General features: G+C 72.2%; 17 protein-coding genes. 6 read left to right on the top strand and 11 right to left on the bottom strand.

What is annotated here, in order from left to right; translation table 11 throughout:
- Positions 1–375: 375 nt before the first annotated feature.
- On the bottom strand, positions 376–1,749 hold the full coding sequence (locus VF139_10355; protein HEX6851792.1) for a phospholipase D family protein: 1,374 nt from the start codon (positions 1,747–1,749) through the stop codon (positions 376–378).
- A 62-nt stretch (positions 1,750–1,811) separates the two neighbouring features.
- Here VF139_10355 and VF139_10350 point away from each other — a divergent pair, with 62 nt between their 5' ends.
- Positions 1,812–4,397 carry a prolyl oligopeptidase family serine peptidase gene (locus tag VF139_10350; GenBank protein ID HEX6851791.1) on the top strand — a complete coding sequence of 862 codons (2,586 nt, stop codon included), beginning with the start codon at positions 1,812–1,814 and terminating at the stop codon, positions 4,395–4,397.
- A 24-nt stretch (positions 4,398–4,421) separates the two neighbouring features.
- Here VF139_10350 and VF139_10345 read toward each other — a convergent pair whose 3' ends face one another.
- Together VF139_10345 and VF139_10340 are read right to left on the bottom strand one after the other, a co-directional pair.
- Positions 4,422–5,015, bottom strand: a complete 594-nt coding sequence (locus VF139_10345; protein HEX6851790.1) for a hypothetical protein — start codon at positions 5,013–5,015, stop codon at positions 4,422–4,424.
- Positions 5,016–5,029: 14 nt separating this feature from the next.
- Positions 5,030–7,201, bottom strand: coding sequence for a DUF1565 domain-containing protein (locus tag VF139_10340; protein HEX6851789.1), 2,172 nt, complete (start codon positions 7,199–7,201; stop codon positions 5,030–5,032).
- A 102-nt stretch (positions 7,202–7,303) separates the two neighbouring features.
- Between VF139_10340 and VF139_10335 the strand changes: the two genes are divergently transcribed.
- Positions 7,304–8,065 (top strand): class I SAM-dependent methyltransferase, encoded by a 762-nt coding sequence (locus VF139_10335; GenBank protein ID HEX6851788.1) that lies wholly within the window; start codon positions 7,304–7,306, stop codon positions 8,063–8,065.
- Between the two features lie 4 nt (positions 8,066–8,069).
- Complete coding sequence (locus VF139_10330; protein HEX6851787.1) at positions 8,070–8,780, top strand: hypothetical protein; 711 nt, start codon at positions 8,070–8,072, stop codon at positions 8,778–8,780.
- Here VF139_10330 and VF139_10325 read toward each other — a convergent pair.
- The 5 genes from VF139_10325 to VF139_10305 are packed head-to-tail and all read right to left on the bottom strand — an operon-like array spanning position 8,755 to position 15,577.
- Positions 8,755–12,144, bottom strand: a complete 3,390-nt coding sequence (locus VF139_10325; GenBank protein ID HEX6851786.1) for an MMPL family transporter — start codon at positions 12,142–12,144, stop codon at positions 8,755–8,757. The two genes, VF139_10330 and VF139_10325, sit on opposite strands and share 26 nt — an antisense overlap.
- A gap of 38 nt (positions 12,145–12,182) precedes the next feature.
- On the bottom strand, positions 12,183–12,884 hold the full coding sequence (locus VF139_10320; GenBank protein HEX6851785.1) for a glycosyltransferase family 2 protein: 702 nt from the start codon (positions 12,882–12,884) through the stop codon (positions 12,183–12,185).
- Positions 12,881–14,074: a beta-ketoacyl synthase N-terminal-like domain-containing protein gene (locus tag VF139_10315; protein ID HEX6851784.1), complete on the bottom strand. Its 1,194-nt coding sequence runs from the start codon at positions 14,072–14,074 to the stop codon at positions 12,881–12,883. The genes VF139_10320 and VF139_10315 overlap by 4 nt, the downstream gene beginning before the upstream one ends.
- A 2-nt stretch (positions 14,075–14,076) precedes the next feature.
- The gene (locus tag VF139_10310) at positions 14,077–15,300 is read right to left on the bottom strand and encodes a beta-ketoacyl-[acyl-carrier-protein] synthase family protein (protein HEX6851783.1); all 1,224 of its coding nucleotides are present in this window, start codon (positions 15,298–15,300) and stop codon (positions 14,077–14,079) included.
- On the bottom strand, positions 15,290–15,577 hold the full coding sequence (locus VF139_10305) for a phosphopantetheine-binding protein (protein ID HEX6851782.1): 288 nt from the start codon (positions 15,575–15,577) through the stop codon (positions 15,290–15,292). Before VF139_10305 ends, VF139_10310 begins: the two co-directional genes overlap by 11 nt.
- A 63-nt stretch (positions 15,578–15,640) precedes the next feature.
- Between VF139_10305 and VF139_10300 the strand changes: the two genes are divergently transcribed.
- The 3 genes from VF139_10300 to VF139_10290 are packed head-to-tail and all read left to right on the top strand — an operon-like array spanning position 15,641 to position 18,365.
- Entirely contained in the window at positions 15,641–16,945 is a 1,305-nt protein-coding gene (locus VF139_10300) for a fatty acid--CoA ligase family protein (protein ID HEX6851781.1), read from the top strand.
- The gene (locus VF139_10295; protein HEX6851780.1) at positions 16,942–17,694 is read left to right on the top strand and encodes a polysaccharide deacetylase family protein; all 753 of its coding nucleotides are present in this window, start codon (positions 16,942–16,944) and stop codon (positions 17,692–17,694) included. Before VF139_10300 ends, VF139_10295 begins: the two co-directional genes overlap by 4 nt.
- The gene (locus VF139_10290) at positions 17,691–18,365 is read left to right on the top strand and encodes a methyltransferase domain-containing protein (GenBank protein HEX6851779.1); all 675 of its coding nucleotides are present in this window, start codon (positions 17,691–17,693) and stop codon (positions 18,363–18,365) included. The genes VF139_10295 and VF139_10290 overlap by 4 nt, the downstream gene beginning before the upstream one ends.
- Here VF139_10290 and VF139_10285 read toward each other — a convergent pair.
- The 3 genes from VF139_10285 to VF139_10275 form a co-directional block, all read right to left on the bottom strand.
- Complete coding sequence (locus VF139_10285; GenBank protein ID HEX6851778.1) at positions 18,362–21,331, bottom strand: M1 family aminopeptidase; 2,970 nt, start codon at positions 21,329–21,331, stop codon at positions 18,362–18,364. The genes VF139_10290 and VF139_10285 overlap by 4 nt on opposite strands.
- 47 nt (positions 21,332–21,378) lie before the next feature.
- Complete coding sequence (locus tag VF139_10280; GenBank protein ID HEX6851777.1) at positions 21,379–24,312, bottom strand: M1 family aminopeptidase; 2,934 nt, start codon at positions 24,310–24,312, stop codon at positions 21,379–21,381.
- 45 nt (positions 24,313–24,357) lie between these two features.
- Positions 24,358–24,810, bottom strand: a 453-nt coding sequence (locus tag VF139_10275) for an elongation factor 4 (GenBank protein HEX6851776.1), incomplete at its 5' end; no start/stop codon positions are given.

The raw sequence follows: 24,810 nt of genomic DNA, 5'->3' as shown, positions 1-24,810 counted from the left end.
CCTGCAGACGAGGCTAACCCGGAACTTCCCGCTCCACCAAGGTCATGCCGTTGAAGCAACGTTTTGCAGCGAAACGCGGGTCCAATGCAGCAGATCTCCGAGGTCGGCATTTTCCGGGCTTGGGTCGATGCCGCACCCCGGCGTAGAAGTCCATCTGACCTCCCCATACTCGAGGCGGGCGGGACGTCAGTTCCGCTCGCCCGCTTTTTACCCCGCTGCACGAAATCCGCGGTCGTCGCCGAAGCGAGCAACGAAATCGCTCTTCCGGCGTATTCCTCCATGTCCCAGGTCTTCCACCCTCCTCTTCCTGCCAGGGCCCGCGCCACCCCCCCGGCGCGGGCCCAACTTTTTTCACGGTGGCCGCCCCCGCAGGACTCAGATCTGCTTCCGGATGAACGGCGCGAGCAGGCGAAGCAATCCGAGCTGCATGCGCTTGCCGCAGCCGACCTCCTCGGGTTCGACGGGGCCGGGGACGGGTTTCCCCCGGGGGTCGATGCGGTACGCGCGAGCCAGGTGGGCGTCCATGGCGAGGCTCGCGACGTTCGCCGCGTCGGGGTCGTCGACGATCACCGCGGTCTCGGTGTTGAGGAACTCCGAACGGGGGTCGAGGTTGAACGAGCCCACCACGACCCAGCGCCCGTCGAAGACCGCCGACTTCGAGTGGAGGCACTCGGGTCCGGCGTATTCCCACAACTCGATCCCCCAGCGGACCACGTTGTCCTTGTCTCCCACGTACCCCGCCTGGGCGAGCAGATTGTCGGTCACGGCCAGGGAGTTCGTGAGGATGCGCACCCGAACGCCGCGGGCGACGGCACGCTTCAGCCCCTCCCGGAGGGCCTTCGACGGGACGAGGTACGGCGACTCGATGACGACCGAGGTCTCCGCTCGATCGAGAAGCTCGAGGAGCGCCGCGCCGATGCCGTCCCCGGGGCTTTTCCCCGCGGCGGGGTCGTGCACGAACCGCACGGGACCGACCTCCGCGCTCCCCTCGCCGACCGGGCGATCGGAGGTGAACCAGGGGTTCCGCTCGAGGCGGTCGCGATGGTCGTCGAGGAGGCGGTCCGCGGCGTGGAGATCGGCGAGCGCCTCCGTCCGGAGCCGCTCGCAACGGTCGCGGTCGGCTTCCGCCGGGAGGAGCTCGCAGCGCTTTTCGAGCCTCGAGCGCTTGAATTGCGCGAGGTTGGCCTTGCGGACCTTCGGCCCGTTCCAGAGCGCATCGAAATAGGCGCTCGCGTTCGCCGCGGAGCCCCCCTCGACCCACGCGTCGCGGTCGAGGTAGTCGCGGCGGCCGACCTCCTCGCCCCGGCCGTAATACGGCGATTCGATGTTCCGGCCGCCCGTGACGAGCCGCGCGCCGTCGGTGACGAGCAACTTGTCGTGCAGGCGACGCGACCACCAGCGGGGTTTGTAGAGCCGGAAGGGGTGGTACTCGCGGATCTGGACCCCCTCGTCGATGAGCTGGGCCTGCACTTCCTTCGGGATCCGGTTGAAGTGGCCGTCGACGACGAGGCGCACCGCGACGCCCCGCCGCGCGGCGTCGCGAAGCAGCGTGAGCACCGCGAGCGATACCGAGTCGTCGCCGACGATGAAGTACATGGCGTCGATCGACGCCCGCGCCTCGTGGATCATCCGGACGCGGACCCGGGCGGCTTCCTGGGGGTCGTCGAGCAGCCGGAAACGGTCCGCGGACGCCGGCCTCGCCAGCGCGAGAACCCCCGCCAGTGAGGCTGCGATCGCGGTCCGCTTCATGGGCCCGCGGATGGTATCTTCACGGTCCCCATGCTCGTAGGCCATTCCCGAAAGGAACTCCCATGCGCCGAGCCTCGTCGTGGCTGCTCGCCGCGGTGTTCGCGGCCCACGCCGTTCCCGCCGTCGCGGCGGACGCGCCCGTGAGCGACGTCCCCGCGAAGCCGGTGCCCGCCTGGCTCCTGCTCGAGCCGCGCCGGGCGCCGTTCCCCGCCTTCGCCGACGAGCCGGGCGGGAAGTTCGGCGTCGCCGAGATGCTCGCGCAGGAGGTCCTCCCGCGGGGGTTCCCGCGCCCCGCGGCGGGCGACGCGCTGGGATGGAAACGGTCCGACGCCGGGCAGGGAGGGGCGGTCGTCCTGACCCCGCCCGACCCGAAGACTCCCGCGATCGCCTGGCTTTCGGTGCATCTCACGACCGGACGTTTCGTCGCCGCCGACCTCGAGCTCGTCGGACGCCACCCCCGCCGTGCGTGGCTCGACGGAGAGCCGGTCGCCACCGGCGGGACGGCAACCGAGGGGCCCGAGTCGGAGGCGAAGGGGAAGCTGCGCCTGCCCACCGGCACGCACGTGCTCCTCGTCCAGACCGTCTACGACCCCGGGCGCGCCGGGGAGTGGAGCGTCGGTGCGGTCCTCAAGGGCGCCGAGGCGGTGGTCCCGGGCGTCGATCCCGAGAGAACCCTCGAGATCCTGGACGTCCTCGACGTGCCCAATGCGGAGGGGCTTGCGGTCTCGCCCGACGGCGCGCGCGTGGCGATCACCTGGAAACGCGTGCTTCCGGGGACCGACGACGCCGAGTCGTGGCTCGAGGTGCGCTCCGTGAGGAACGGCGCGGTCGAGCGCTCGTGGCGCGGTCTCCCGGTGTCGCAGGTCGCCTGGGTGCCGAAGGGAACGCGCCTGAGCTACGTGACCTCCGAGACCCAGGGGGACAAGCGGCTGTCGACGTTGTGGGTCGCCGACCTCGACTCCGGGGCGACGTCGCCCCTGCTCGAGCGGGTCGAGGCGTTCGCGGGGTACCTGTGGGCGCCCGACGCGTCCCGCGTCGTCTACGCGACGACCGCGAAGGCCGAGCCCGACAAGCGCGGCGTCAAGCTGCGGATCAACCTGCAGGACCGGCAGGCCGGCTGGCGGGACAAACAGGTGCTGCACGTCCTCGACGTCGCCACCGGCATGCGGCGGCGCCTCACCGCGGGCTCGTTGACCTCGTCGGCCGCGTCGATCTCCCCCGACGGCGCCCGCCTGCTGTTCCTCCGCAACGTCGAGGACCTCGAGCGGCGTCCGTATTCGCGCAACGAGCTGTGGGAGGTCGACCTCGCGACCCTCGCCTCCCGCAAGCTCCGGGACGGCTGGGGCACCGACGCCGTCGCCTGGTCGTCGGACGGCCGCCGCATCCTCGTGCGCGGCGGCCCGTCGGAGTTCGACTCCCTCGGACACGCGGTGAAGCCGGGGGTGATCCCCAGCGAGGCCGAAGGCGACCTCTACGTGTGGGACCCCGTGAGCGGATCGGCCGAGCCGATCACGAAGGGGTTCGACCCGTCGGTGCTCGCGGTCCAGTGGAACGTCGCGGACGGGAACATCTACTTCGAGGCCGCGGAGAAGGACTTCGAGGGGTTGTGGCGCTGGGAGCCCGCCTCGAAGCGGTTCACGAAGCTCGACGCCGGCGTGGACGTGACCGAGAACGTCGCGTTCGCCACCCACGCCCCGGTCGCCGTGATCGCCGGCTCGTCGCCGTGGGAACCCGAGCGCGTGGTCGCGGTCGATCTGGCCGGCGGGCCGGCGCGCGTCCTCGCGGCCCCCGCGGTCGAGGCGCTCGCCTCGACCCGCAAGGGGACGGTCGCGCCGTTCGTCTTCAAGGCGGCGAACGGACGCACGATCGACGGCCGGGTCTACTTCCCGCCGGGCTACGACGCGAGCCGCAAGGGGTCGTATCCCGCGATCGTGAACTTCTACGGCGGCGTGACCCCCGTGTCGCGCGAGTGGGGCGGGCGGTACCCGAAGGAGTGGTGGGCCTCGCAGGGGTACGTCGTGTACGTGCCGCAGCCCTCGGGGGCGGTCGGCTACGGGCAGGCCTTCTCGGCCGCTCACGTCAACGACTGGGGGGCGGCGACCTCCGAGGAGATCCTCGAGGGGACGCGCCGGTTCCTCGAGGCGCACCCGGCGGTCGACGCGAAGCGCGTCGGGTGCATCGGGGCGTCGTACGGCGGGTTCATGACGATGCTGCTCGTCACGAAATCGGACCTCTACGCCGCCGCCGTCTCCCACGCGGGGATCTCCTCGATCGCGACGTATTGGGGGGAGGGATACTGGGGATACTGGTACGGCGCGGTCAGCGCGGCCGGGTCGTTCCCGTGGAACAACAAGGAGCTCTTCGTCGATCGCAGCCCGCTCTACCGCGCGGACAAGGTGAAGACGCCGATCCTGCTCACGCACGGCTCGGCGGACACCAACGTGCCCGTCGGCGAGAGCGAGTCGTTCTATACGGCGCTCAAGCTCGCGGGGGCCCCGGTCGAGCTCCTGACGGTCGACGGCCAGGACCACTGGATCCTCGACCACGGAAAACGCGTCGTCTGGTCGAGGGGGATCGTCGCCTGGTTCGACCGCTGGCTGAAGGGACAGCCCGAAGGCTGGGAGGAGCTGTTCCCGGGCCCGAAGTGATCCTCCGGGCCCGGGAACGACGGGTCAGTTGATGGCCGCGGCGGCCGACCCGGACGACCACGTCACCGGGATCGACTGGTTCAACTCGTTGCGGACCTGCCGCGGCTGCGTCGCGTCGAAGGAGATCGCCGTCGGCAGGAAAGCCGTCCGCGCCCGGAAGCGCAGCGTGATCAGCTTGGCGGTCGCCCCCACGTCGACGCTCGGAACGGTCCCGCCCACGTTCTGCACGCGGGTGACGGCGACGATCAGCCGCCCGGGTGCGAACGGATCGACGGTGGTGGAGACCGTCACCCCCGCGCCGTTCAGCAGGGAGCCGGTCATGTCGAACGACTGGTAGGAGACGCTCGCGCTGGGGAAGGTGACGTCGAAGGCCGCCCCGAAAACGTCGTTGGTCTGCGTGACCGAGACGTCGATGTTGAAGTCGGTCGCCGAGCTGCTTCCCGCCTGCATCGAGACGGTGTTCGCGCCGGGGTTCGGATTGTCCGGGGTGAACGTCGCGGTGAGGATGCCCGACGGCGTGTCGTCGCCCCCTCCTCCGCCGCAGGCGAACGAGGTGGTGAGGACGCACGCGAAGAACGCCGCGTAGGCGAAGCTCCGGAGGATCGATCTGCGGTTCATGCCGTCCCTCTCGTCTACGGGCAGGTGCGGCCGAAGTAGGCCGCGACATAGGAAAGGTCCTCGCCGTCCACGTCCCCGTCTCCGTCCCGGTCCGAGCTCGCGTGGTAGCGCGCCTGGCTGGAGCTCGAGGCGAACCGGAACGCCAGCTCGAGCACGTCCACCCCGTCGACGCGACCGCTCCCGTCGACGTCGGGGAGGGTGACCGTCGCCGAGGAGGTCAGCCCGGTGTGACCGAGGTTGGCGCGCCGCGCGTTGGGCTGCGCCTCCTCCTGCAGCTTCCCGTCCACGAACGTCCCCGACGACGGGTCGCCGGCGTCGATCGTGGGAGAGCAGAACGGGGCGAGGTAGTTCACGTCCAGCTCGGGATCCACGGTGAGCGAGTTCGTCGCCGAAGTTTCGAGGTTCGGCGAGATCGGGGCCTGGGCGTTGCCGAAGAAGTCGTTGTAGCGGATCGAGGCGGCGACGTTCGTGAACCCCGGCACCGCGGGTCCGCCGATCCCGTAGGCGTCGTTCAGGAGGAAGATCGAGTTCTCGACCTCGAGGTTCACCGAACCGATCGCCCCGTTCGTGTCGGGGGTGGTGATTCCCTCGAGCGAGAGCCCGCCGCCGCCACCCGCGTCCACGAGGTTGCGGCCGAACGTGTTCAGGTGAAGGTCGAGGTTTGCGGTTCCCGTCAGCCCCGAACCGACCCCGACCGCGTAGACCCCTCCTCCCTCGCGCACCCCGCCGGGGACGGGACCCTTGGCGTCGTTGAGCACGACGAGGTTGTTCTTGAACGTGATCGTCGAGGTGGCGGGGGCGAGATCGGTGTCCAGGAGCGAGGAGTTGTACGCGCGGGAGTACAGGGCCGCGCCGGCGCCGTACGAGTCGGACAGGTTGCTCCGAAGGGTGTTCCCGAGGATCTCGAGGGTGGCCGCCGAGGCGACGCTGCGCTCGTTGTAATAATCCGCGTAGATCCCGCCGCCTCCGGCGGGATTCACGGGCGCCGGCGCGATCGGAGCGGTCGCCTCGTTTCCGGAGACGCTGTTCGCGCGCGCGAGCACCTGCAGGGTCGTCGCCGAGTTCACGTCCAGCGTCAGCGCGAGGAGGAACATCCCCCCGCCTCCGAGATCCGACGTGTTGGCGGAGACCGCGTTGGTCAGCACCCGCAGCCGGTGGGTCGCGCCGGGCCAGGCCTGGCCGCGCACCGCGACTCCGCCGCCGTAACCGTCCTCGACGGTGTTGTTGCGGATGGAGTTTCCGAGCGCCGTCGTGCTGCCGCCCAGGTCGATCGTCTCGGTCCCGGCCCCGAAGCTCTGGATGAGGACCCCTCCTCCATACGTCGTGAGGCCGGTCGTTCCCGCCTGCGCGGAGTTCCCGTCGATGACGTTCGCGGTGATCACCGCCCGCGACACCTCGGTGGGCTCGATCGTGTCGGTGAAGACGGCGAGCCCGCCGCCGTAGATCGCGTCGAGGTCGGTGCCGTTGCGCACCACGTTCGAGAGGATCTCGTTCGACTGGATCGTCACGTCGCTCGCGAGCGTCTCGTCGGAGAGCGCGTAGACGTACACGCCTCCGCCCGCGCTCCCGGCCTCATTTGCCTCGATGCGATTCGAGGCGATGACGGCATCGAAGTCGGCATCCTCGATCGCGCTTCCCGTGTAGACGGCGATGCCGCCGCCCTCGAGCGGCGTGCTGTTGCCGGTGATCACGTTGTTGGTGATCTGCACGTGGCCCCGGCCGAAGACGCCCGAGTCCCCGCCGCCCTTGATCGTGAACCCGCGCAGCTTGGTCTGGTCCCCGATCGTCACGACCGGCGCGGGGGTCGCGGTGTTCTTCCCGCAGATCGTCGTGCCGTCGAGGATGGTGGTCGCGCGCGAGGCGTTCGTGATGAAGTCGTCGGCGACGATGTCGAGGTTCGTCGGCACCGTGACCCCGAAGTAGGCGTTGGGGCACTCCGTGTACGTGCCCGGGAACACCCGGATGGTCTGGAACTCGGTGCTCCCCGCGGCGACGTCGATGGCGAACTGGATCGTCCGCAGCGGGGCCGCGCGCGTTCCCGCCGCGGCGTCGCTCCCGGTCGTGGCGACGAAACAGGTCCGATCGTTGGCGTCGGTGGTCTGCGTGTCGAGGGGGCACTGGGCCCGCGCGGGGACCGCCGACGCGGCCAGCGTCAGCACGGTCGCCAAGCCTAGGGCGATGCGCATGGGGTTCTCGGCCTCCTGGTCGAACGACGGTCCCGTGGCGAGACACCGGATTCTCGCCCAGCCGCAGCCGACATCGCAACCGGTAGCGCTACACTCTGGTCGATGAAAAGCAAGGACGAGGCCGAAAACGCCGCCGTCGCGCCGCACCCGCGCCTCGACCCCTATTACGAGGACGAAAGGGGCCGGCGCCGTTTCGTACGCGACATCTTCGACGAGACGGCCCCGGACTACGAGCGGATCATCCGGCTGATGTCGTTCGGCTCGGGGGATTGGTACCGGAGGGATGCCCTCCGCCGGGCGCAGGTGCGGGAGGGGATGCACGTCCTCGACGTCGCGGTGGGGACGGGCCCCGTCGCCTCCGCCGCGCTGGCCCTGGTGGGGCCGACCGGTTCGGTGACCGGCCTCGACCCCAGTTTCGGGATGCTCGCGCAGACCCGGCGGCGCCTCCCGATTCCCCTCGTGCAGGGGATCGCGGAGCGCCTTCCCTTCGCCGACGCCTCGTTCGATTTCCTCAGCATGGGGTACGCGCTCCGTCACGTCGCCGACCTGAAGGGTACTTTCGAGGAGTACCGAAGGGTGCTCCGGCCGGGGGCGACCGCCCTCATCCTGGACTTCCGCAAGCCCTCGACCGCCCTGGGTCGCCGGCTGGTGAGGATCTACCTCGGGACACTGGTCCCGTTCGTGGCGCGCCTCGCCGCGCGCAGCGACAAGGCCGATCTCCTGATGCACTACTGCTGGGACACGGTCCATCGGTGCGTTCCGCCCGAGACGATCGTCGCGTCGATGGAAGCCGGCGGATTCCGCGGGGTGACGACCGAGACCTACTTCGGCGTGTTCGGCGAATACAAGGCCTCGGCGGCCTGACGCCGTGCGCGTCGTCTTCGACGGCTCGGAGCCGTGGTTCGACGGCCACTTCCCCGGCGCCCCGATCCTCCCGGCGGTCGCGCAGCTCGACGGCGTCGACCGGCTGCTGCGCGAAACCGGGCTCGCGCTCGTCGGCCTCGAGCGCGCACGTTTCCGCCGCGTCATCCTGCCGGGCGAGACCGCGGAGGTCGCGGTCGAGGCGGCGACCTCCGAGGATCGCCGTCGTTTCGCCGTGCGCGTGGGCGGAACGATCGCGAGCGACGGGCTCGTGCGGGTGGGGACCGTGCGCGACCGGGTCGGCTTCGACGCGCCGGAGCCGGAGCCCGCTCCGTCCCCCGACATCGAGACGTTGATCCCGCATCGCGGGGCGATGCGCCTGATCGAGCGTCTGCTCGAGCGGGGCGACGTCGTTCGCTGCCTCGCGCGCATCGATCCCCGCCACGCCGAAGAGGGGTTCGCCCCCGTCGTGCTCGCGCTGGAGGCGATGGCGCAGGCGGGGGCGGTTTCCGGCGGACCGGTGCGGGGATGGCTCGTCAGCGTCGCCGACGCGGTCTTCGAGGTGTCGGCGCTGCCGGCGGGTGTGCCTCTCGTCGTTCAGGCGCGCGCGATGCCGTCCGCGCCGCCGCTGGCGTTGTTCGAGGGACGGCTGGAGGCGGGCGGGCGCCTTCTCGCACGCGCCCGGCTGGGCGTCATGACGGCGGCCACAGCTCCCTGAAACAGAACCACTGCTCGGGGGCGCGCCGGATCGCCGCCTCCAGGTTCGCGCCGACCCGGGCGGCGAACGCCGCCTCCGAGTCGGCCCGCGAGAGCCCCGGCGCGAACCGGATCGGCTCGTGGAAGACGATCCGGTATCGGCGCCGTCCCTCGCGCAGGACGAACACGGGAAGCAGCGGCACTCCCGCGGCGCGCGCGAGCGCGGGCACCCCGTTGGGGATCCGGAACGACCTTCCGAACAACGTTCCCTCGATCGAGCGACCGGCCTGCCGTGGGCGGTCCCCCTGCAGCGCCACGACGTCCCCGGCGCGCAACGCGTCCACGAGCTCCAGTCCCAGGGACGTGTCGTGGGTCGCGAAATGGGTGAGATACGGGGTCGCTCCGCGGGAGGTGAGCAGCCCCCGGACGAACTCCTGCGCACGCGGGTCGAGCTCCTCCTCCCGCACGACGTGGACGCGACGGTCGAATCTCGAGGCGGGAAGCATCGAGGCGCTCTCCCAGTTGCCGACGTGCGCGGTCAGCATCACGAACCCCCCGGGGGAATCCGCCATCGGGGTCCAGTGCTCGAGCCCCTCGATCTCGAACCGCATCTTCGCGACCCCGGCCAGATTCTCGTAGCGCTCGGTGAGGCACCAGGCGAAGGAGAGGAACGTGCGCCAGATCCGGCGCTCGCGCTCGATCGGGCCGCAGGGTCCCAGCACCGCCTCGAGATTCGACGCCACCGCTCGCCGGATCCGTCGCAGCGCGACGAAGAACACCACCGTGAAGGCCGGCACGCCGACCCGCGCACCCCACGAGAAGTGGCGGACGCCGAACAGGTGGAATCGGAACCAGAAGACCCCCGTGACGTGGAACCGTCCGAGCCAGCGACGGGCGCGACCCCCTTCGGGGGCGTGGGGCGGGGGTGCCGGTTCCGCCCCCTCGGAGCGCAGCGCGCCGATCGCCGGCAGGACCAGGAGCGCCGCGGCCAGGCCGCACGCGAGGCCGAGCGCGACGAGGGCGCCGCCGTCCCGCAACCCGGGCACGGCGGAGAGGAGCAGCGACGCGAATCCCGCGCAGGTCGTGAGCGTGCTGAGGACCATCGCACGCCCGCTTCCGGCCGCCGCCCCGGCGAGCCCTTCGAAAGGGACCGTCTGGGCGCGGTGCACGACGTGGAGTCCGTGATCGTCGCCGAGCCCCAGGAGGATCGGGATGACGGCCAGGGCGAACAGGTCGATCGGCCGGCCGAGCCACCCCCAGACCCCGAAGGTCCACACCGCGCCGAGCACCGCCGGGGTCAGCGCGAGCACCGCGGGAAAGGGCCGCCCGCGGAACGACAACAGGATCATTCCGGCAACGATCGCGAGGGCGATCCCACCCAGGCGGCGCAGGTCGGACATGGCCACGCGCCGCAGATCCGCACCCAGCCGCGGGATCGAGGCGACGGCCGCCTCTCCCAAGTCCCGCACGAGGGGTTCGGGAGGACCGTGCTCCCATCCCGGAAGGGTCGCGGCGTGGCGGACGTGCACCGCCACGGCGGCTCCCGAGGCGTCCTCACGCACGGCGTCGCGCAGCCAGTCGGGCCAGCGTTCGCGAGGCGGCAGCGGTTCGGCGGGCGCGCCGCCGAGGACCCGGAGGGCGGCGATCGTCCCTGCGAACGGCGCCACGCTGAACCCGGCGCGGTCGAGCGACGCGCCGAGGCGGTCGGCCGCTCCGGCGGGATCGAACGGGGCGAGGGCGCGGCGCCGCGCCTCGAGGCGCTCCCCCGCAACGAGCCAGTCCGAGGGAGAGCGGACCTCCCCCCGGTCGCCGACCTCGCGGCGAAGGCGCGCGGCGACCGCTTCGGCGCGGTCGAGGGCCGTGACGAGGTCCGGCGCGCGCACCACTACCGTGGTCGTCTCCATGCCGACGCCGAACAGGCGTGCGAGACGACCGGCGGCCTCCACTCCGGGATGGTCGTCGGGTCGCAGTCGCCGGGGGTCGGTATCCAGGGAGAGGCGCGCAAGCCCCGGGGCCGCGACGAGCGTCGCGACCATGGCGGTGACGAGCGTCCCGCGCGGATGCCGTCGCGCGAGCCCCACCGTCGCGTCGACCGCGGCGCCGAGCGCGCGCCAGCCGGCGCCGGAGAGCCGGCCGAGCAGGGAAGCCTTCCGCGGAGCACGCGACAGCGTCAGCACGAGCACCGGCGCGGCGACGAGGTACGCCGAGGCGAGCATCAGCAGCATCCCGATCGCCACGACGATGCCGAGCTCCCGCAGGGGCCGGAAATGCGCGAGCGAGAGGACCCCGAACGCCGCCGACGTCGTCAGCGCCGAGGCGATCGTCCCCGGCGCGGCGCGGCGAAGGGCCCCCGCCGTCGCGCGCAACCGGGAGGTTCCGCGAAGCACCCGGTCCCGGTAGTCCGCGCCGAGATGGTTGACGTAGTCGTCCCCCATCCCGATCAGGATCGCCCCGAAGCCGACCCCGACCGCGGTCACCGAGCCGAGGCCGAAACCGGCCGCCGCGGCGGTCCACGCGAGGCCGCACCCCACCGCGGCCGCGGCGGCGAGCGGGATCGCGATCCCGCCGCAGACGAGGACGATGAGCAGTCCCACGCCCAGGACGGCCCCTCCCGACACGCGCACGAGATCCCTCCGGATCGCCTCCTCGTCGTGCGCGGCGTAGAGCGGACCGCCGGTCGCGCGCATCGTGACGTGTGCCGGGAGCGCGCCGCGGACGTCGTCCCAGGCGGCGTCGAGCGCGACCCGCAACGCGCGCCCCCCCGCGGCGTCCGTCTCGGCGCGCGCGGGAGTCACGATCACCAGCGCCGCGCGGCCGTCCCCGGACAGGAACGCTCCGGTCGTCGGATCGACCGGAAGGCTGGAGCCGGCACCTTCGCGACCGAGGCGCTCGGCGGCGAGGCCGAGCGGATCGGCGGCGGCCAACGAGGCCGTCGCCGAGCCGCCGGGGGACGCCAGAGCCAGGCGCAAGGCGTCGATGCGCGCTTCGACCGCTCCCGGGGCGAGAGCGGCCGCGACGCGGCCGGCGGGTTCCAGCAGCGGCGCATTCGGCGCGATCGAGTCGAGGAAGAAACGCTCGTCGTCGTCGCCGAGCCCCGCCCGGGCCGACCGCACCTCAGGGCAGGCCGAGAGGCGGTCGGCCAACGCGAACGCCGCCTCGCCGAGGGCCTCGGGGGCGGCGCCCTCCGGCGCTTCGAGGAGGACGAAGACCTTCTCGAGCCCGCCGAAGGAGTCGAGGAACACCCGGTAGTCGTCGGCGGCCCGTGACCCTTCGGGAAGCAGCGAGGGGAGATCGGACTCGAGCGTGAGCCTCGACGCGGGGAGGAGCGCGAGCGCCGTCACCGCGCCCGCCGCGAGCAGGATCGCTCCCGCGCGACCGGTGAGCACCGTCGCGACCCGGGTCGCGAGACCCCGCGCCGCGCGGCTCAGGGACGCTCCCGCGGGTGCTCCGCCGCAGGCTCGAGCCGGGCTTTCGCGACGGCGAACGCGATGCGCAGGCTGTCCACGAGCGGGCGGTAGTGGCTCGTCGCGCGGCCGTCGACGAGGTCCATCCTCACGGGAACGATCTCGATCCGGAGGCCCCGTCGCGCCGCGCGGATGATCACCGCGCTCTCCGCCTCGAAACGCGGCTCGGGAAAGCCGCACGCGTCGACGAGCCTGCGGGTGTAGAGGCGGAAGCCCGTCTGGATGTCGCGCAGCTGCACGCCGGCGACCGCCGAGATCACGAACGACGAAACCCGATTGCTCGCCCGCCGCACCGGGGACATGGCGGAGAAGACGTGGTCGCGCGTCCCGAGCACGAGGTCGGCTCCCCCCGAGGCGCCGTCGATCAGTCTGGGGATCTGGTCGGGGCGATGTTGCCCGTCCGCGTCGAGGGTCACGACGGCGTCGGCGCCCCGCGCGAAGAGCGCGTCGAACGCCGTCCGCAGCGCCCGCCCCTTGCCGAGGTTGCTCGCGTGCACGAGCACCTCGGCCCCGGCGGCGCGGGCGGCATTCCCCGTGCCGTCGGTCGAACCGTCGTCCACCACGATGAGCTCGGCCACGAGCGGCCGCGTACCGGTCACGACGGCGGCGACCGTGGCCGCAGCCTGGTACGCCGGGATCGCCGCGGCGACCCGCGCGATCACGGACGCTCCAGGACGACCCAGGCGGCGGCGCCCCCCGACGCCAGCCCGGTGACGAGGACGCGCGAGGCGGAGATCGGGCCCCCCTGCCACGGGACGACGCCCAGGGCCGGATCCGGGGTACGGAAACCCGGGGTGGCCGGGAAGGTCGACGGTTCGACGGCGAGGAACGGCGCCGCGAGATACGCTCCCGCGAACTCTCCCACGACCGCCTTGGGGGCGAGGACCGGGGGAACGGCCGTCCCCTCGAACATCGCGCCCAGCGCCTCCGCTTCCGCGCGATCCCCGTCCACCGCTCCCGACGCACCCGAGACGACGGCGCCGATCGTCGTCCGGTCGATCCCCGCTCGCTCGAGCGAGCGTCGCATCGCGCGCCCGAGCCCGGCTCCGTTCCTTCCCCACGTTCCCGGCGTGGCCGTCGGATCGAAGGCGGCGCCGCTCGCGATCACGCGGGCGAGCGGCCGCGCGCCGCGGCGGGTGGCGTCGTGTTCGTCCTCCACCAGGAACATCGTCGCGCCTTCGGCGACGAGGAACCCGTTCCGGCGGGCGTCGAAGGGACGTGCGGCCTCGCCGTCCGGGGTGGGCCTCGCGAGGGCACGGAACCGGTCGAGAACGCCGTGCAGCATCGGCGTCATCTCCTCGACCGCGCCGGCGACGACCGCCCTCGCCCGGCCTTCGTCGATCTCCGATGCCGCGCGGGCGAGGGCGAGCAACGGGCCGGCTTCGCGCTGCGTGATCGTCCAGTTCGTCCCACGGGCCGCGAGGGCGATCGCGACCTCGGCGGTCGGGGCGTTCGCGACGCATTCGGTGAACAGGAACGGCGAGGCGGTCTCGGGATCGGCGAGGATCTCGCGGAGCAGCTTCTCGGTGAACGCCGCCGGGCCGAAGGCGGTCGCCAACACGACGCCGTCCGGCTCGCACCCGGCGGTCGCCGACTCGAGGGCCATCCGCGCGGCGGCGACGGCGAGGCGGGAGGGGCGGCTCATCCGCCGCGCCGCGGCCGGGGACACCCACGGGGTCAGGTTCGCCTCCGCGCAGAGGAGCGCGGTGCGCGCGGACCCGGGAACGTGCCAGCCGGCGGAGGCGTCGACCACCGCCGGGCGCGGCGTGCCTTCCGTGAGGGCGCGCCGGATCGCGTCGAGCCCGAGCCCCGAGGCGCCGACATGGCCGATTCCCGTGACGACCGATGCCACCGTCAGCCCCTCGCGTCGGCGCGGGCGAGCACGAGTGCGGCGTTCGCGCCGCCGAAGGCGAGGTTCAGCGAAGCCGCGAAGCGCGCGTGCGGCAGCGCACGCGGCGTCCCGATCACCAGCTCGAGCCCGATCTCGGCGTCGATCGCGCCGGCGGAGGGCATCGGATGGACCTCGCGCTCGGCGAGACAGAGGATCGTCACCACCGCCTCGACGGCGCCGGCCGCGCCGAGGAGGTGCCCCACCATCGACTTCGTCGACACGACGGGCACGAGGAGGACGCGGTCGCCCAGCACCTCGCGGATCGCGCGTGCCTCGGCGGCGTCGTTGAGGGGGGTCCCCGTTCCGTGGGCGTTGACGAAGTCGAGCGCCTCGGCGCCGACCCCCGCATCCGCGAGGGCCGAGCGCAGGGCGCGCGCCGCGCCGGACCCGTCCGGCGCAGGCGCGGTCATGTGGTGCGCGTCGCAGGACCACGCCGCGCCGCACAGCTCCGCGAGGGGCAAGGCACCTCGGGACAACGCCGCCTCGCGTCGCTCGAGCACGACCACGCCCGCGCCCTCGCCGATCGAAAGCCCCTGTCGCCGCGCGCGGAACGGCGCGCAGGGCTCGGGGTCCACCGAACGCAGCGCGTTGAATCCGCCGTAGGTGATGCGGCAGAGGGAGTCCGCGGCGCCGGCGATCGCGACGTCGCAGTCGCCGCGCCTGAGGGCGTGGAGCGCCATCCCGAGCGCCATCGATCCCGACGCGCACGCGGCCGAGACCGTTTCGACCGGGCCCTCGGCCCCGAACCGCCGCGCGACCGCGTCGCCCGGGGCGTTGTACTGCTGCTGCGCGAGAAGATCGGCGCGCAGCCGGCGCATCTCCGAGGCGAGGGCGCGCTCGAAAAAGACCTCGGTTTCCCACATCCCGCCCGTCGAGCTTCCGAAGAAGACGCCGAGGGTCGCCCGCGCCGCGTGAAGGTCGAGGCCGGACTGTTCGAGCGCCTCGCGCGTCGCGGCGAGCGCGAAGCGATCCGCGAGTGTCAGTCGCTCCGCACGGAGGTCCGATTCCCCTGCGGGGACATCGGCCTCTCCGGCGAGGTGCGTCCGGAACGGCGCGGCGTCGAAGCGGGAGAACGGGGCGATGGCGGTGCGTCCCGCCCGGAGGCCGCGCCAGGTGGAGCCGGCCGATCCCCCGAGGGCGGTTACCGCGCCCAGTCCGGTGACGACGACCGTCGACTCAGGCCTCACCCGGCTTCCCCACGGCCGCTCGACGCTCGGCGATGAAGGCCGCGAGGGTGGAGACCGACTTCAGGACCGCGCGGCCGACCTCGGCGTTCTCGAGCTTGACGCCGAACTCCTTCTCGAGGGCGACCATCAACTCGAGCGCGTCGACCGAATCGAGGCCGAGTCCTTCGCCCATGAGCGGCGCGTCGTCCTCGATCGAGGCGGGGTCCATCCCGTCGAAGCGGAGGCTCTCGACGATGAGTTCCTTGATCCGGAGTCGAAGTTCGGGGCCGTGGCTCATGTTAGATTGCGGTTCCGCGCCGTTCGGCGAGAGAGACGCAATATAACACGCGGATTTGCGACGATGACCGACGTCCTCGTGCACGCCTTCGACGCCCTGCGGCGCGCCGACGCCGGCGCCCCCGCCGTGCTCGGACCCGAGCGGGAGATCTCGCGGGACGTGCTCGACGCAGCGGCGCGCGAGGCGCGGGAGGCTGTCGATTCCGCGTCGCGCTCCGGGGCGGCCGTCCTGCAGGCCCCGGACGGCGTCCCGTTCCTCGCGGGGTTCCTCGCGCTGCGCCGTGCCGGGCTCGCCGCGATCCTCGCGGATGCGCGCATGCCCGGGGCGGAGGTCGCGCGCGTCGCCGATCGCCTCGGCGCGAGCGCGGTGCTCTCGTGGCGCGGGACGTGGTCGTGGCGAGCGTGCGAGGGGAGACCGCGCGCGTACCCTGGGATCGCGGCGCTGAAGCTGACCTCGGGATCGACCGGCGAGCCCCGCGGGGTGGAGGCCACCGCCGCGAACCTCGTCGCCGACGAGGCGCAGATCGCCTCGACGATGGGGATCGGGGCGGCGGACCGGATCCTCGGCGCGATCCCGATGTCCCACTCCTACGGACTGTCGAGCGTCGCGGTCCCCGTCCTCACGCGCGGCTGCCCCGCCGTCCTCCCGGATCCGGGGGCGGGGCCGTGGGCGGCGCTCGAGGCGGCCGAGCGGTGGCGCGCGACGGTCTTCCCGACCGTGCCGGCGTTCCTCCAGGCGCTCGTCCGGCTCGAATCCCCTCCGCCTCCGCCGCGATCCGTGCGCCTCGTGCTCACGGCGGGGGCCCCGCTCGACCCCGCGACGGCGCGCCGCTTCCGCGAGCGTTTCGGCCTTCCCGTGCACGTCTTCTACGGCTCGAGCGAGACGGGCGGGATCTGCTACGACCGGCTCGGCGGCGCGGGGGAGCGCGGCACGGTGGGAACACCCATGGACGGCGTGCGCGTCACCCTCGATCCCGAGTCGGGGACCGTCGTCGTCGCCTCCGCCGCGGTCTCCGGCGGCGTGTACCGGACCCGCGACGCCGCGGAGCGGACCGCCGACGGGGAGTGGCGCCTGCTCGGCCGGGACGACGTGATCAGCGTCCGCGGCCGCAAGGTCCACCCCCGCGAGGTGGAGGCGGTGATCGCGGCCTGCGACGGCGTGCGTGAGGTCGTCGTGATCGGCGACGGGGACGTGTTGCGGGCGGTCGTCGCGTGCGAGCCCGGCGCCGTGGACCGCGAGACGCTCCTCGCCCGCTGCCGCGAGCGACTGAGCCCCCACAAGGTCCCCCGCAGCGTCGTGCTCGTCGAGGAGCTCCCGCGCACCGAACGCGGCAAGCTCGACCGCGCCGCGCTGAGCGCGCTCGCGTGACCGCGCTGCTGAAGGCGTCCGCGGCGCTGCACGCGGCGGGGCTCGCGACGGTCGCGCTCGCGCCGTCGAGCTGGCCGTGGGTCGTCGCGGCCTGCGTCGCCGACCACGCCGCGATCTACGGCGCGGCGCTCTGGCCGCGCAGCCGCCTTCTCGGCGACAACCTCGTGCGGCTCGGGCCCGACGCGGCGGCGCGGGGCGAGGTCGCGGTCTCGTTCGACGACGGTCCCGACCCCGACGTGACCCCGCGCGTGCTCGACCTGCTCGAAGCGCGCGGCGCGCGCGCCTCGTTCTTCCTCGTCGGCGCGCGCGCGGTCGCGCACCCGGAGGTCGTGCGCGCGATCGTGCGGCGGGGGCATCGCGTCGAGAACCACACGTGGAGCCACTCGCACGCCTTCTCGGTGCTCCCTCCCGGAGCCGTCGGGCGCGAGATCGATCGCGCGCAGCGCGAGATCGGGGCGCTCGCGGGGCGCGCGCCGCGTTGGTTCCGGGCACCCGCCGGGCTTCGCCCGCCGTGGCTCGATCCGCAGCTGCGACGGCGCGGGATCTCCCTCGCCTCGTGGACGCGTCGCGGCTTCGACGCCGTCGACACCAACGCCTCGCGGGTCGCCGCGCGGCTCACGCGGGGATTGCGTGCCGGGGACGTGTTGGTCCTGCACGACGGCCCCGGGCATCGCGTCGTCCTCGACGCGCTCCCGCGCGTGCTCGACGCGATCGATCGCGCGGGGCTTCGCGCGGTGCCGCTGCCGTGACCGCGCTTCCCCCCGAGGTCGTCGACCGGGCCGCCGCGCGCTACGCGTCGGCGGGGCGCTTCGACTTCCATTTCGTGAAGGGCAAGCTCGCCGGGGATCCGCTCTACCGGGGGATCGTCGAGTCCGTGGCGCTTCCGACGCAGGGCCGTCTCGTGGACGTCGGGTGCGGCCGGGGCATCCTCCTGGCGCTGCTCGCCGAGGCGCGCGGCGTCACGGGGCACCGGCTCGAGCTCCACGGCATCGAGCCGCGCGAGGCCGCCGCGACGGTCGCCCGGACGGCGCTGCGCGGCGACGCGACGATCGTGCGAGGCCACGCCGGGGAGGTCGCGATCCCGGAGTGTTCGGTCGTGACGATCCTCGACGTCCTGCACTACCTCGACGAGGCGGAGCAGGACCGGCTGATCGACCGCGCGTCGGCCGCGCTGTCGGATGGGGGCCTGCTGCTCCTGCGCGAGGCCGATGCGGCGGCGGGGTGGCCGTTCTGGGCGGTGCGCCTGGGCGAGCGTTTCGCCGCGATCGCGCGGGGCGACCTGTCGCAACGGTTTCATTGGCGTACCGCGACCGCGTGGCGCATGAAACTCGAGCGCGCGGGGTTCGAGGTCACCGTGCGGCCGATGGGAGCGGGGACGCCGTTCGCGAACCTGCTGTTCGAGGGGAGGCGGAAGGGTTAGCGGCCGCGCTCCGGCTCCGCGTCCTCGAGCGCGGAGAGGTCGGCTCCGCGTTTTGCGGCTTCCGCGGCGGCCATCTCCGAAACCTCGGGGCGTTTCGTCAGCTTCGCGGCCAGCGCGAGAACCGCATACGACTCCGCGGTTCCAACCCGGCCGTCGGAGAACTTCACCCGACGGGCCTGTTCGACGGTGGTTTCCCCCGCGCTCTGGCGGAACGGCAGATAGAGCCGTCGCGCAAGCCGGTCGTAGGCGGCCTCGGCATCGCCCGCGCGTATTTCGAGTCGCGCTCGCAGCAGGTCCCGCTCGTCGCGGAAGCGGTTGCTCAGCCAGCCCGTGAGGAGCTTGTCCGCCTGCTCGAGCTGCTCCCGCGCCTCCGCGTCGTTGCCGAGGCCGAGCGCGGCGCGGGCCAACCCGACGTGTGCGCCGCCGTCCACGTGGCGGGCGGCGTCCGCCGCATCCCTCCCGTCGCCCGGAGGCACGGCGAGCCCTTTCCGGAACAGCTCGGCAGCCGCCTCGTGGCGCCCGCCGAGCGTCGCGCGCATGCCTTGCGCCACGAGGGCCGCCTTGGCGGTGCTCCCCGATTCGGACTTCCAGTCGGCGAACACGGTCCCCATGGGATCGAGGCGGAACGTCGTGGGCTTTCGGTCGAAGGCGACTTCGAATGTCCCAGACGGGACCTGGAGGGTGACGCGGCCGTCCGCGACGTCCTCCGATTTTTCCCCGAACCCGGCGCGCCACGGCACCGTGAGGCGCGTCACGGCCAGCGGCGGAGGGGCGGTCGCGAGGATCGCGACGTCCCATCGCCCTGCGGCGTCGCGTCGCAACATCGCTTTCGCGAGGCTCGACCCGGTCACCGTCGCCTCGCCGCGAGCGAGCCAGCCCCCGTTCTGCCCGGGGACGATCTCGTGACGCGCGGCGATCTGGGGATAGACCGTGCCCTCGACGAAGGTCGCCACGAACGGCTTCAGGTCGAGCCCCGACATCCGCTCGATCGCCTTGAAGAACGTCGGGGTGTCGATGCGGCGGTGGTTCACCCGGTCGGCGAGCAGGTGCAGCATGCGGAGGAAGTCCGCCTCTCCGATCTCCTGCACGAGCGTGTTGAAGACAAGCGCTCCCTTGTCATAGACGGTCACGCGGTACGCGTCGTCGCTCAGGCTGGAATCGAGGCGGTCTCCCAGCACAACGGGACCCAGCTCGCCGACCGGCCGGCCGCCGTCGGAAAGGTCGTCGAATCCCTGCCGCCACATCCATCCGCGACCTGCCAGGTACTCGTCGTCGCGATTGAGCCGATAATACGTGAACCACGTGCCCGAGAAGTTCGCGAGCGCCTCGCTGAGCCACTGGTCCCTGTAGCTCCACCACCCGACCTTGTTGCCCCACCACTGATGGGAGAGCTCGTGGGCGATGGTCGCGATCGCCATTCCCTTCCGCGGGTCGTACGGGATGCCCCCGAGGACTCGCCAGCCGCCGCCCTCTTCGAACAACCCGTGAGCGAGGCTCACGAATCCCGGGAATCCCTGCGAGAACCCCCGCGGCACGGTCACGACGGTGAGCGTCGGGAATGGGTAGTCGCCGAAGAGCGACTCGAAGGCCTTCAGGGCCTCGAGCGTGGTCTCGATGACGGCCTTCTGCCGGTCCTTCGCGACAGGGTCCGGTGCGGCACCGAACGCGAAGGTCACGTCGACGTCGCGATACTTCTCGCGGACGACGTCGAAGTGTCCGACCTCGAAGGAGAACGCGAGCCCCGGCGTCTCGAGAACGCGGCGCTCCCAGAGATCGTCCCCGTCGGTCCCGCCGTCGATCCGCTTCCCCGAGGCGACGAGGTCGAGCCGTTCGGGCCACCGGAGTGTGACGTCGTAGGTGGAGCGGGAGTCGCCGCCCGAGGGGTACCAGCCGCTGGTGCTCCGAGACCACCAGTAGCCGCCGTCTCCCTTCTCGAGCGCGGCGCCCTGGTAGTCGATCGAGAGCTCCGCCGGGGTTCCCGGCGCCGAGGGTGCGGGGAAGGCGACGGCCAGGACGCCCCTCACCTGCACGAACGGAAGCGGAGTGCCGCTGCCATCCCGCACCGCGGTCGCCTTGAGGTCCGACAACATCGAGAACTTGGCCGTGCGACGAGCAGGTGCCGTCCAGCGCAGCCGCACCGTCGCGAGGCCGCGCAGGAATTCGCCCCCCTTCTGGATGCGGACGTCGAGCTCGTATCGCTCGACGTCGAATCCCGCCGCCCCTCGAGCCGGCTCCCCGGCGGCGTCGCGCGGAGCGGACCGGACCCACGAATCCCAGTCGCCGACGTCGGCGACGTTGAATTCCAGGTACCGGCCCGCATGACGCTCGCGCTGAATCGCCCGGCGCAACGTGTCGGCGTCGTGGTCGCCGATCGGTACCGGAACGAATCGGCCGAGGGCGAACGGCTCGAGATCCTCCGGGTCGAGCGCCGCGTAGACCCGACCGAACGCGCCCGTACGCACGACGACCGCCGTGAATCCGGCGAGGCCGCTGTCGCCCGCTCGCGAACGCCAGCGCGCGAGGTCGATGCCGAGGCGCCGGTACTCCGGGGACGCAGGCCATTCCTTCGCGAATGCTTCGGCGCCCGACAGTCCCTCCGCCGCCGCAGTCGAGGGTTTGTCCCGAAGAAGCCGCTCGACGAGCGTGGGGTCGGCGGTGGTCAGCACCGCGGCGTCGCCATCGAGCCGGATCTCGCGCATTCCGGTGAAGACCTCGAGGTAGGCCGCTTCGACCGGTTCCCGCGGGGCGCACTCGAGGGTCGCCCTCCCGTAGAGCGCGACCTCGAGCGGTGGACCGTCGGAGGACGCGAAGGGTGCTGCGACGGCCTTCTCGATTCGCAACGTCGCGTCCCCGACCTTCCAGGCGACGTTTTCGAGCACGACGGCCCTGGCGGCGTCGAGGACGGGCGGCTCCGCGGCGGCGGCGAGCGTGAACGAAAGGAAAAAGGCGGCGACCCGTAGGGCCATGGTTCGTCTCCTCGCGAGCGTCGAGCGCGGATCGTGCGCGGGCATAGCTACCAAGGGAACGCGGAGAGATCGGCGCCGCGCTTGACCGCCTCCTGAGCGGCCAAGTCCGCGACCTCCTGGCGGTTCGTCAGCCGCGCGGCGAGGGCCAGGACCGCGTAGGACTCGGCGGTTCCCGCCTCGCCGCTGGCGAACCGGACCCGCCGGGCCCGCTCGGACGTCGTTTCGGTCGCGCGTTGTCGGAACGGGAGGTAGAGGCGTTTTGCAAGCCGCGCGTACGCGGCCTCCGCTTCCTCCGAGCGGAGCTCGAGTCGCGCGCGGAGCAGGTTCCGTTCCGCGTCGAACGCGTGGCGGTGCCCCGCACCCAGAACCTCCGTCGCGAGCTCCAGCTCCGCGCGCGCCTCCTCGTCGCGGCCGCGGTCCAGCGCCACGCGGGCGAGGCCGACGTGCGCTCCGCCGTCCGCGTACCGCGCCTGAAGCGCCGCTCCGCGCCCCGGCTCGGGCGGGTGCGCGAGGACGGCCCGGAAATCGGCTTCGGCTTCCTCGTCCCGCCCTTCGAGGGCGCGGCGAGTCCCGCGACGAAGGAGCTCGTCCTTGCCGGCCGCCGTCGATTCGTCGCGCCGGTCCGCGTAGACGAGGCCCATCGCGTTGATGCGGAATTCCTTCGGCTCGTGCTCGACGACGATCTCGAACGCCCCCGACGGGACGGGAAGCGCCACGGCGCCTTCGAGTCGCTTCGCCGGCTCGCCCTCGCCCGTTCGCGCCACCCACGGCACGACCAGCCGGGTAATCTCGAGTGGTTCCTCGGCAGGCGGGCGGGCCGGGGCGACCGACCAGCGCGCCGACGCGTCGAGGCGAGCCACCACGCGGGGCTGTCGGCTCGCCGTGACCTCGACTTCGCCCCGGATCTTCCAGCGGCCTCCGTCGGCGGCGACGGCCACCTTCTCGATGTCGAGGTGGGGCCGCAGCGTTCCCTCGACGAACGTTCGGATGAACGGGCCCAGGTCCCGCCCGGAGGCCCGTTCGATAGCCTGGAAGAAGCTCGACGAGTCGATCGTCCCGTGGCGGACCTCGTCCGCGAGCGAACGGAGGATTCGAAGGAACGCGTCCTCGCCGATCTCGTGGACGAGCGTATTGAAGACGAGCACCCCCTTGCCGTACACGATCGGGGCGTAGGCGTGGGCCAGGCTCGAGTCGAGGCGCTCGCCGAGGACCATCGGGCCGACCATTCCGATCGGGCGGCCCGCGTCGCTCATCGCGTTGAGCTCGGCGTGCCACTTCCCGCAACGGTCCCGAAGGTACGTCTCGTCGCCGCGGAACAGGGCGTAGGTAAACCACGTCGACGCGTACGTCGCGAGCGCTTCGCTGAGCCACTGGTCCCGATAGCCGCGCCAGCCGAGCTTGTTTCCCCACCACTGGTGGGCCAGCTCGTGGGCGAGCGTCTCGACGGCTTCCCCGCGATCCGTCGAGATGGAGTAGCGCGGATCCCCGACGAGGAGCGGGTGGGCGAAGCTGATGAAACCCGGGTAACCCTGCGAGAAGTAGCGCGGGACCGTCACGAACGTGAGCGTGGGGTAGGGATAGGCGCCGAACAGGGTCTCGTAGACGTACAGGGCCTGCTTCACGTGGGTCGCAACGGTCTGCTGCAAGGGGTTCGGCACCGGCCGGGGGGACCGGCCGAAGGCGAACGTCAACTCGACGTCTCCCGCGCGGTCCGTCAGGACGTCGAACTTCCCGACCTCGAAGGAGAAGGCGAGCCCGGGCACGTCGAGGACGCGCCGCTCCCACGCCTCGCCGTCGTTCTCGCCGCCGTCCACGCGGCGCCCCGCCGCGAACAGGTCGAGCCGCTTCGGTCGACGCAGCGTGACGTCGAACGTCGCCCTCGTGGACCCGCCTTGCGGGTACCAACCTCCCGTGGAACGCAGCCACCAGTACCCGGCGGCGTCCTTCTCGAGCGCGGCGCCGACGTACTCCACCTCGACCGTCGCGGGTAAGTCGGTTCTCGAGGGCTCGGCCAGCGCGACGGCGAAGGAACCCCGAACCTGGCGGAACGGAAGCTCGCGGCCGTCCCCGGCGCGGACCGACTCGACCTTCAGGTCCGGGAAGAGCCGGAAGCGAACCGTCTTCAGCCCGTCGTGCAACCAGCGGAGCCGCATCCTCGCCTTGCCGCGAAGGGTCTCGCCACCGGGCATCACGCGTGCATCGATGACGTAGTCCTCGATGTCGTAGCCGTCGCCGCCGGAGTCCACGCCGCCCCCGGGAAGTCGCGGTGCATACCGGACCCATCGGTCCCAGTCCCCCAGGTCGCGGACGTCGAGATCCAGGTAACGTCCGTCCCATCGCTCCCGACCGATCTGGCGTCGCGCGATCTCGAGTTCGTGATCGCCGAGCGGCAGCGGCACGAACCGGCCGAGCTGGAAGGGCTCCTCGGACTCCGGGTCGACGGCGGCGTACACCGTACCGAAGCGCGGAGTTCGAACGGCCAGGGCCTGAAAGCGATTCACGACGGGATCGTCGAACGCCGAACGCCACCGAAGCAGCTCCAGCTCGAGCCCGCGCCGTTCAGGCGAGTCAAGCCACGCACGCGCGAACGACTCTGCCGCGGCGGGCGCCGTGGGGGAGTCCGCGGCAACGGGGCCGGAGAGCAAGCGTTCCGCCGCCCCCGGGTCGCCGAGCGCGAGCACGGCCGCGTCCACCTCGAGCGAGAGCGCGGGGGATCCGGTGAAGACCGCGAGGTAGTTCGCTTCGACCCGTTCGCGGGGGAGGCACTCGAGCGTCGCGCGTCCCGCGAAGGCGACCTCGAGCGGCTTCCCGTCCTTCGAGGCGAACGGTGCCGCCCACCCCTTCTCGATCCGCAGCGTCGCGTCCCCGACCTTCCAGGCGACGTTCTCGAGAACGACGGCCCTGGCGGCGTTCAGGACGGGCGTCTCCGCGGCGGCGGCGAGCGTGGAAGAGAGGAACAGGGCGACGACGATTCGAGCCACGGTGCGATCCCTCGCGAGCGTGACGCGAGGATAACGCAGCGGCCTTCAGTCCACCTTGAGAATCGCCAGGAACGCGTCCTGCGGGATGTCCACCCGCCCGACGCGCTTCATGCGCTTCTTGCCTTCCTTCTGCTTCTCGAGGAGCTTGCGCTTGCGGGAGATGTCGCCGCCGTAACACTTGGCCAGGACGTTCTTCCCCATCGCCTTCACGTTGGTCCGGCAGAGGATCTTCGACCCGACCGCCGCCTGGATCGCGACCTCGTAGAGCTGGCGGGGGATGAGCTCCTTGAGCTTCACCGCGAGCGCGCGCCCCTTCAGCTCCGCCTTGTCCTCGTGCACGATCACGGCGAGCGCGTCGATCGGGTCGCCGTTGACGAGCAGGTCCATCTTCACCAGGCGGTCGGGCTTGTAGCCGGCGAGGTGGTAGTCGAGCGAGGCGTAGCCGCGGGAGATCGACTTCAGCTTGTCGAAGAAGTCGAGGACGATCTCGTTGAGCGG

The sequence above is a fragment of the Candidatus Polarisedimenticolaceae bacterium genome, assembly GCA_036376135.1.
GTDB lineage: Bacteria > Acidobacteriota > Polarisedimenticolia > Polarisedimenticolales > DASRJG01 > DASVAW01.
Note: the sequence above shows the minus strand (reverse complement) of the source record. Positions and strands in the feature narration are given on the sequence as shown.

Excerpts from the sequence above, each read along its gene's own strand:
- VF139_10345 (HEX6851790.1), bottom strand. The coding sequence starts at position 5,015 with ATGAACCGCAGATCGATCCTCCGGAGCTTCGCCTACGCGGCGTTCTTC.
- VF139_10335 (HEX6851788.1), top strand. The coding sequence starts at position 7,304 with ATGAAAAGCAAGGACGAGGCCGAAAACGCCGCCGTCGCGCCGCACCCG.
- VF139_10350 (HEX6851791.1), top strand. The coding sequence starts at position 1,812 with ATGCGCCGAGCCTCGTCGTGGCTGCTCGCCGCGGTGTTCGCGGCCCAC.
- VF139_10305 (HEX6851782.1), bottom strand. The coding sequence starts at position 15,577 with ATGAGCCACGGCCCCGAACTTCGACTCCGGATCAAGGAACTCATCGTC.
- VF139_10285 (HEX6851778.1), bottom strand. The coding sequence starts at position 21,331 with ATGGCCCTACGGGTCGCCGCCTTTTTCCTTTCGTTCACGCTCGCCGCC.
- VF139_10340 (HEX6851789.1), bottom strand. The coding sequence starts at position 7,201 with ATGCGCATCGCCCTAGGCTTGGCGACCGTGCTGACGCTGGCCGCGTCG.
- VF139_10300 (HEX6851781.1), top strand. The coding sequence starts at position 15,641 with ATGACCGACGTCCTCGTGCACGCCTTCGACGCCCTGCGGCGCGCCGAC.
- VF139_10355 (HEX6851792.1), bottom strand. The coding sequence starts at position 1,749 with ATGAAGCGGACCGCGATCGCAGCCTCACTGGCGGGGGTTCTCGCGCTG.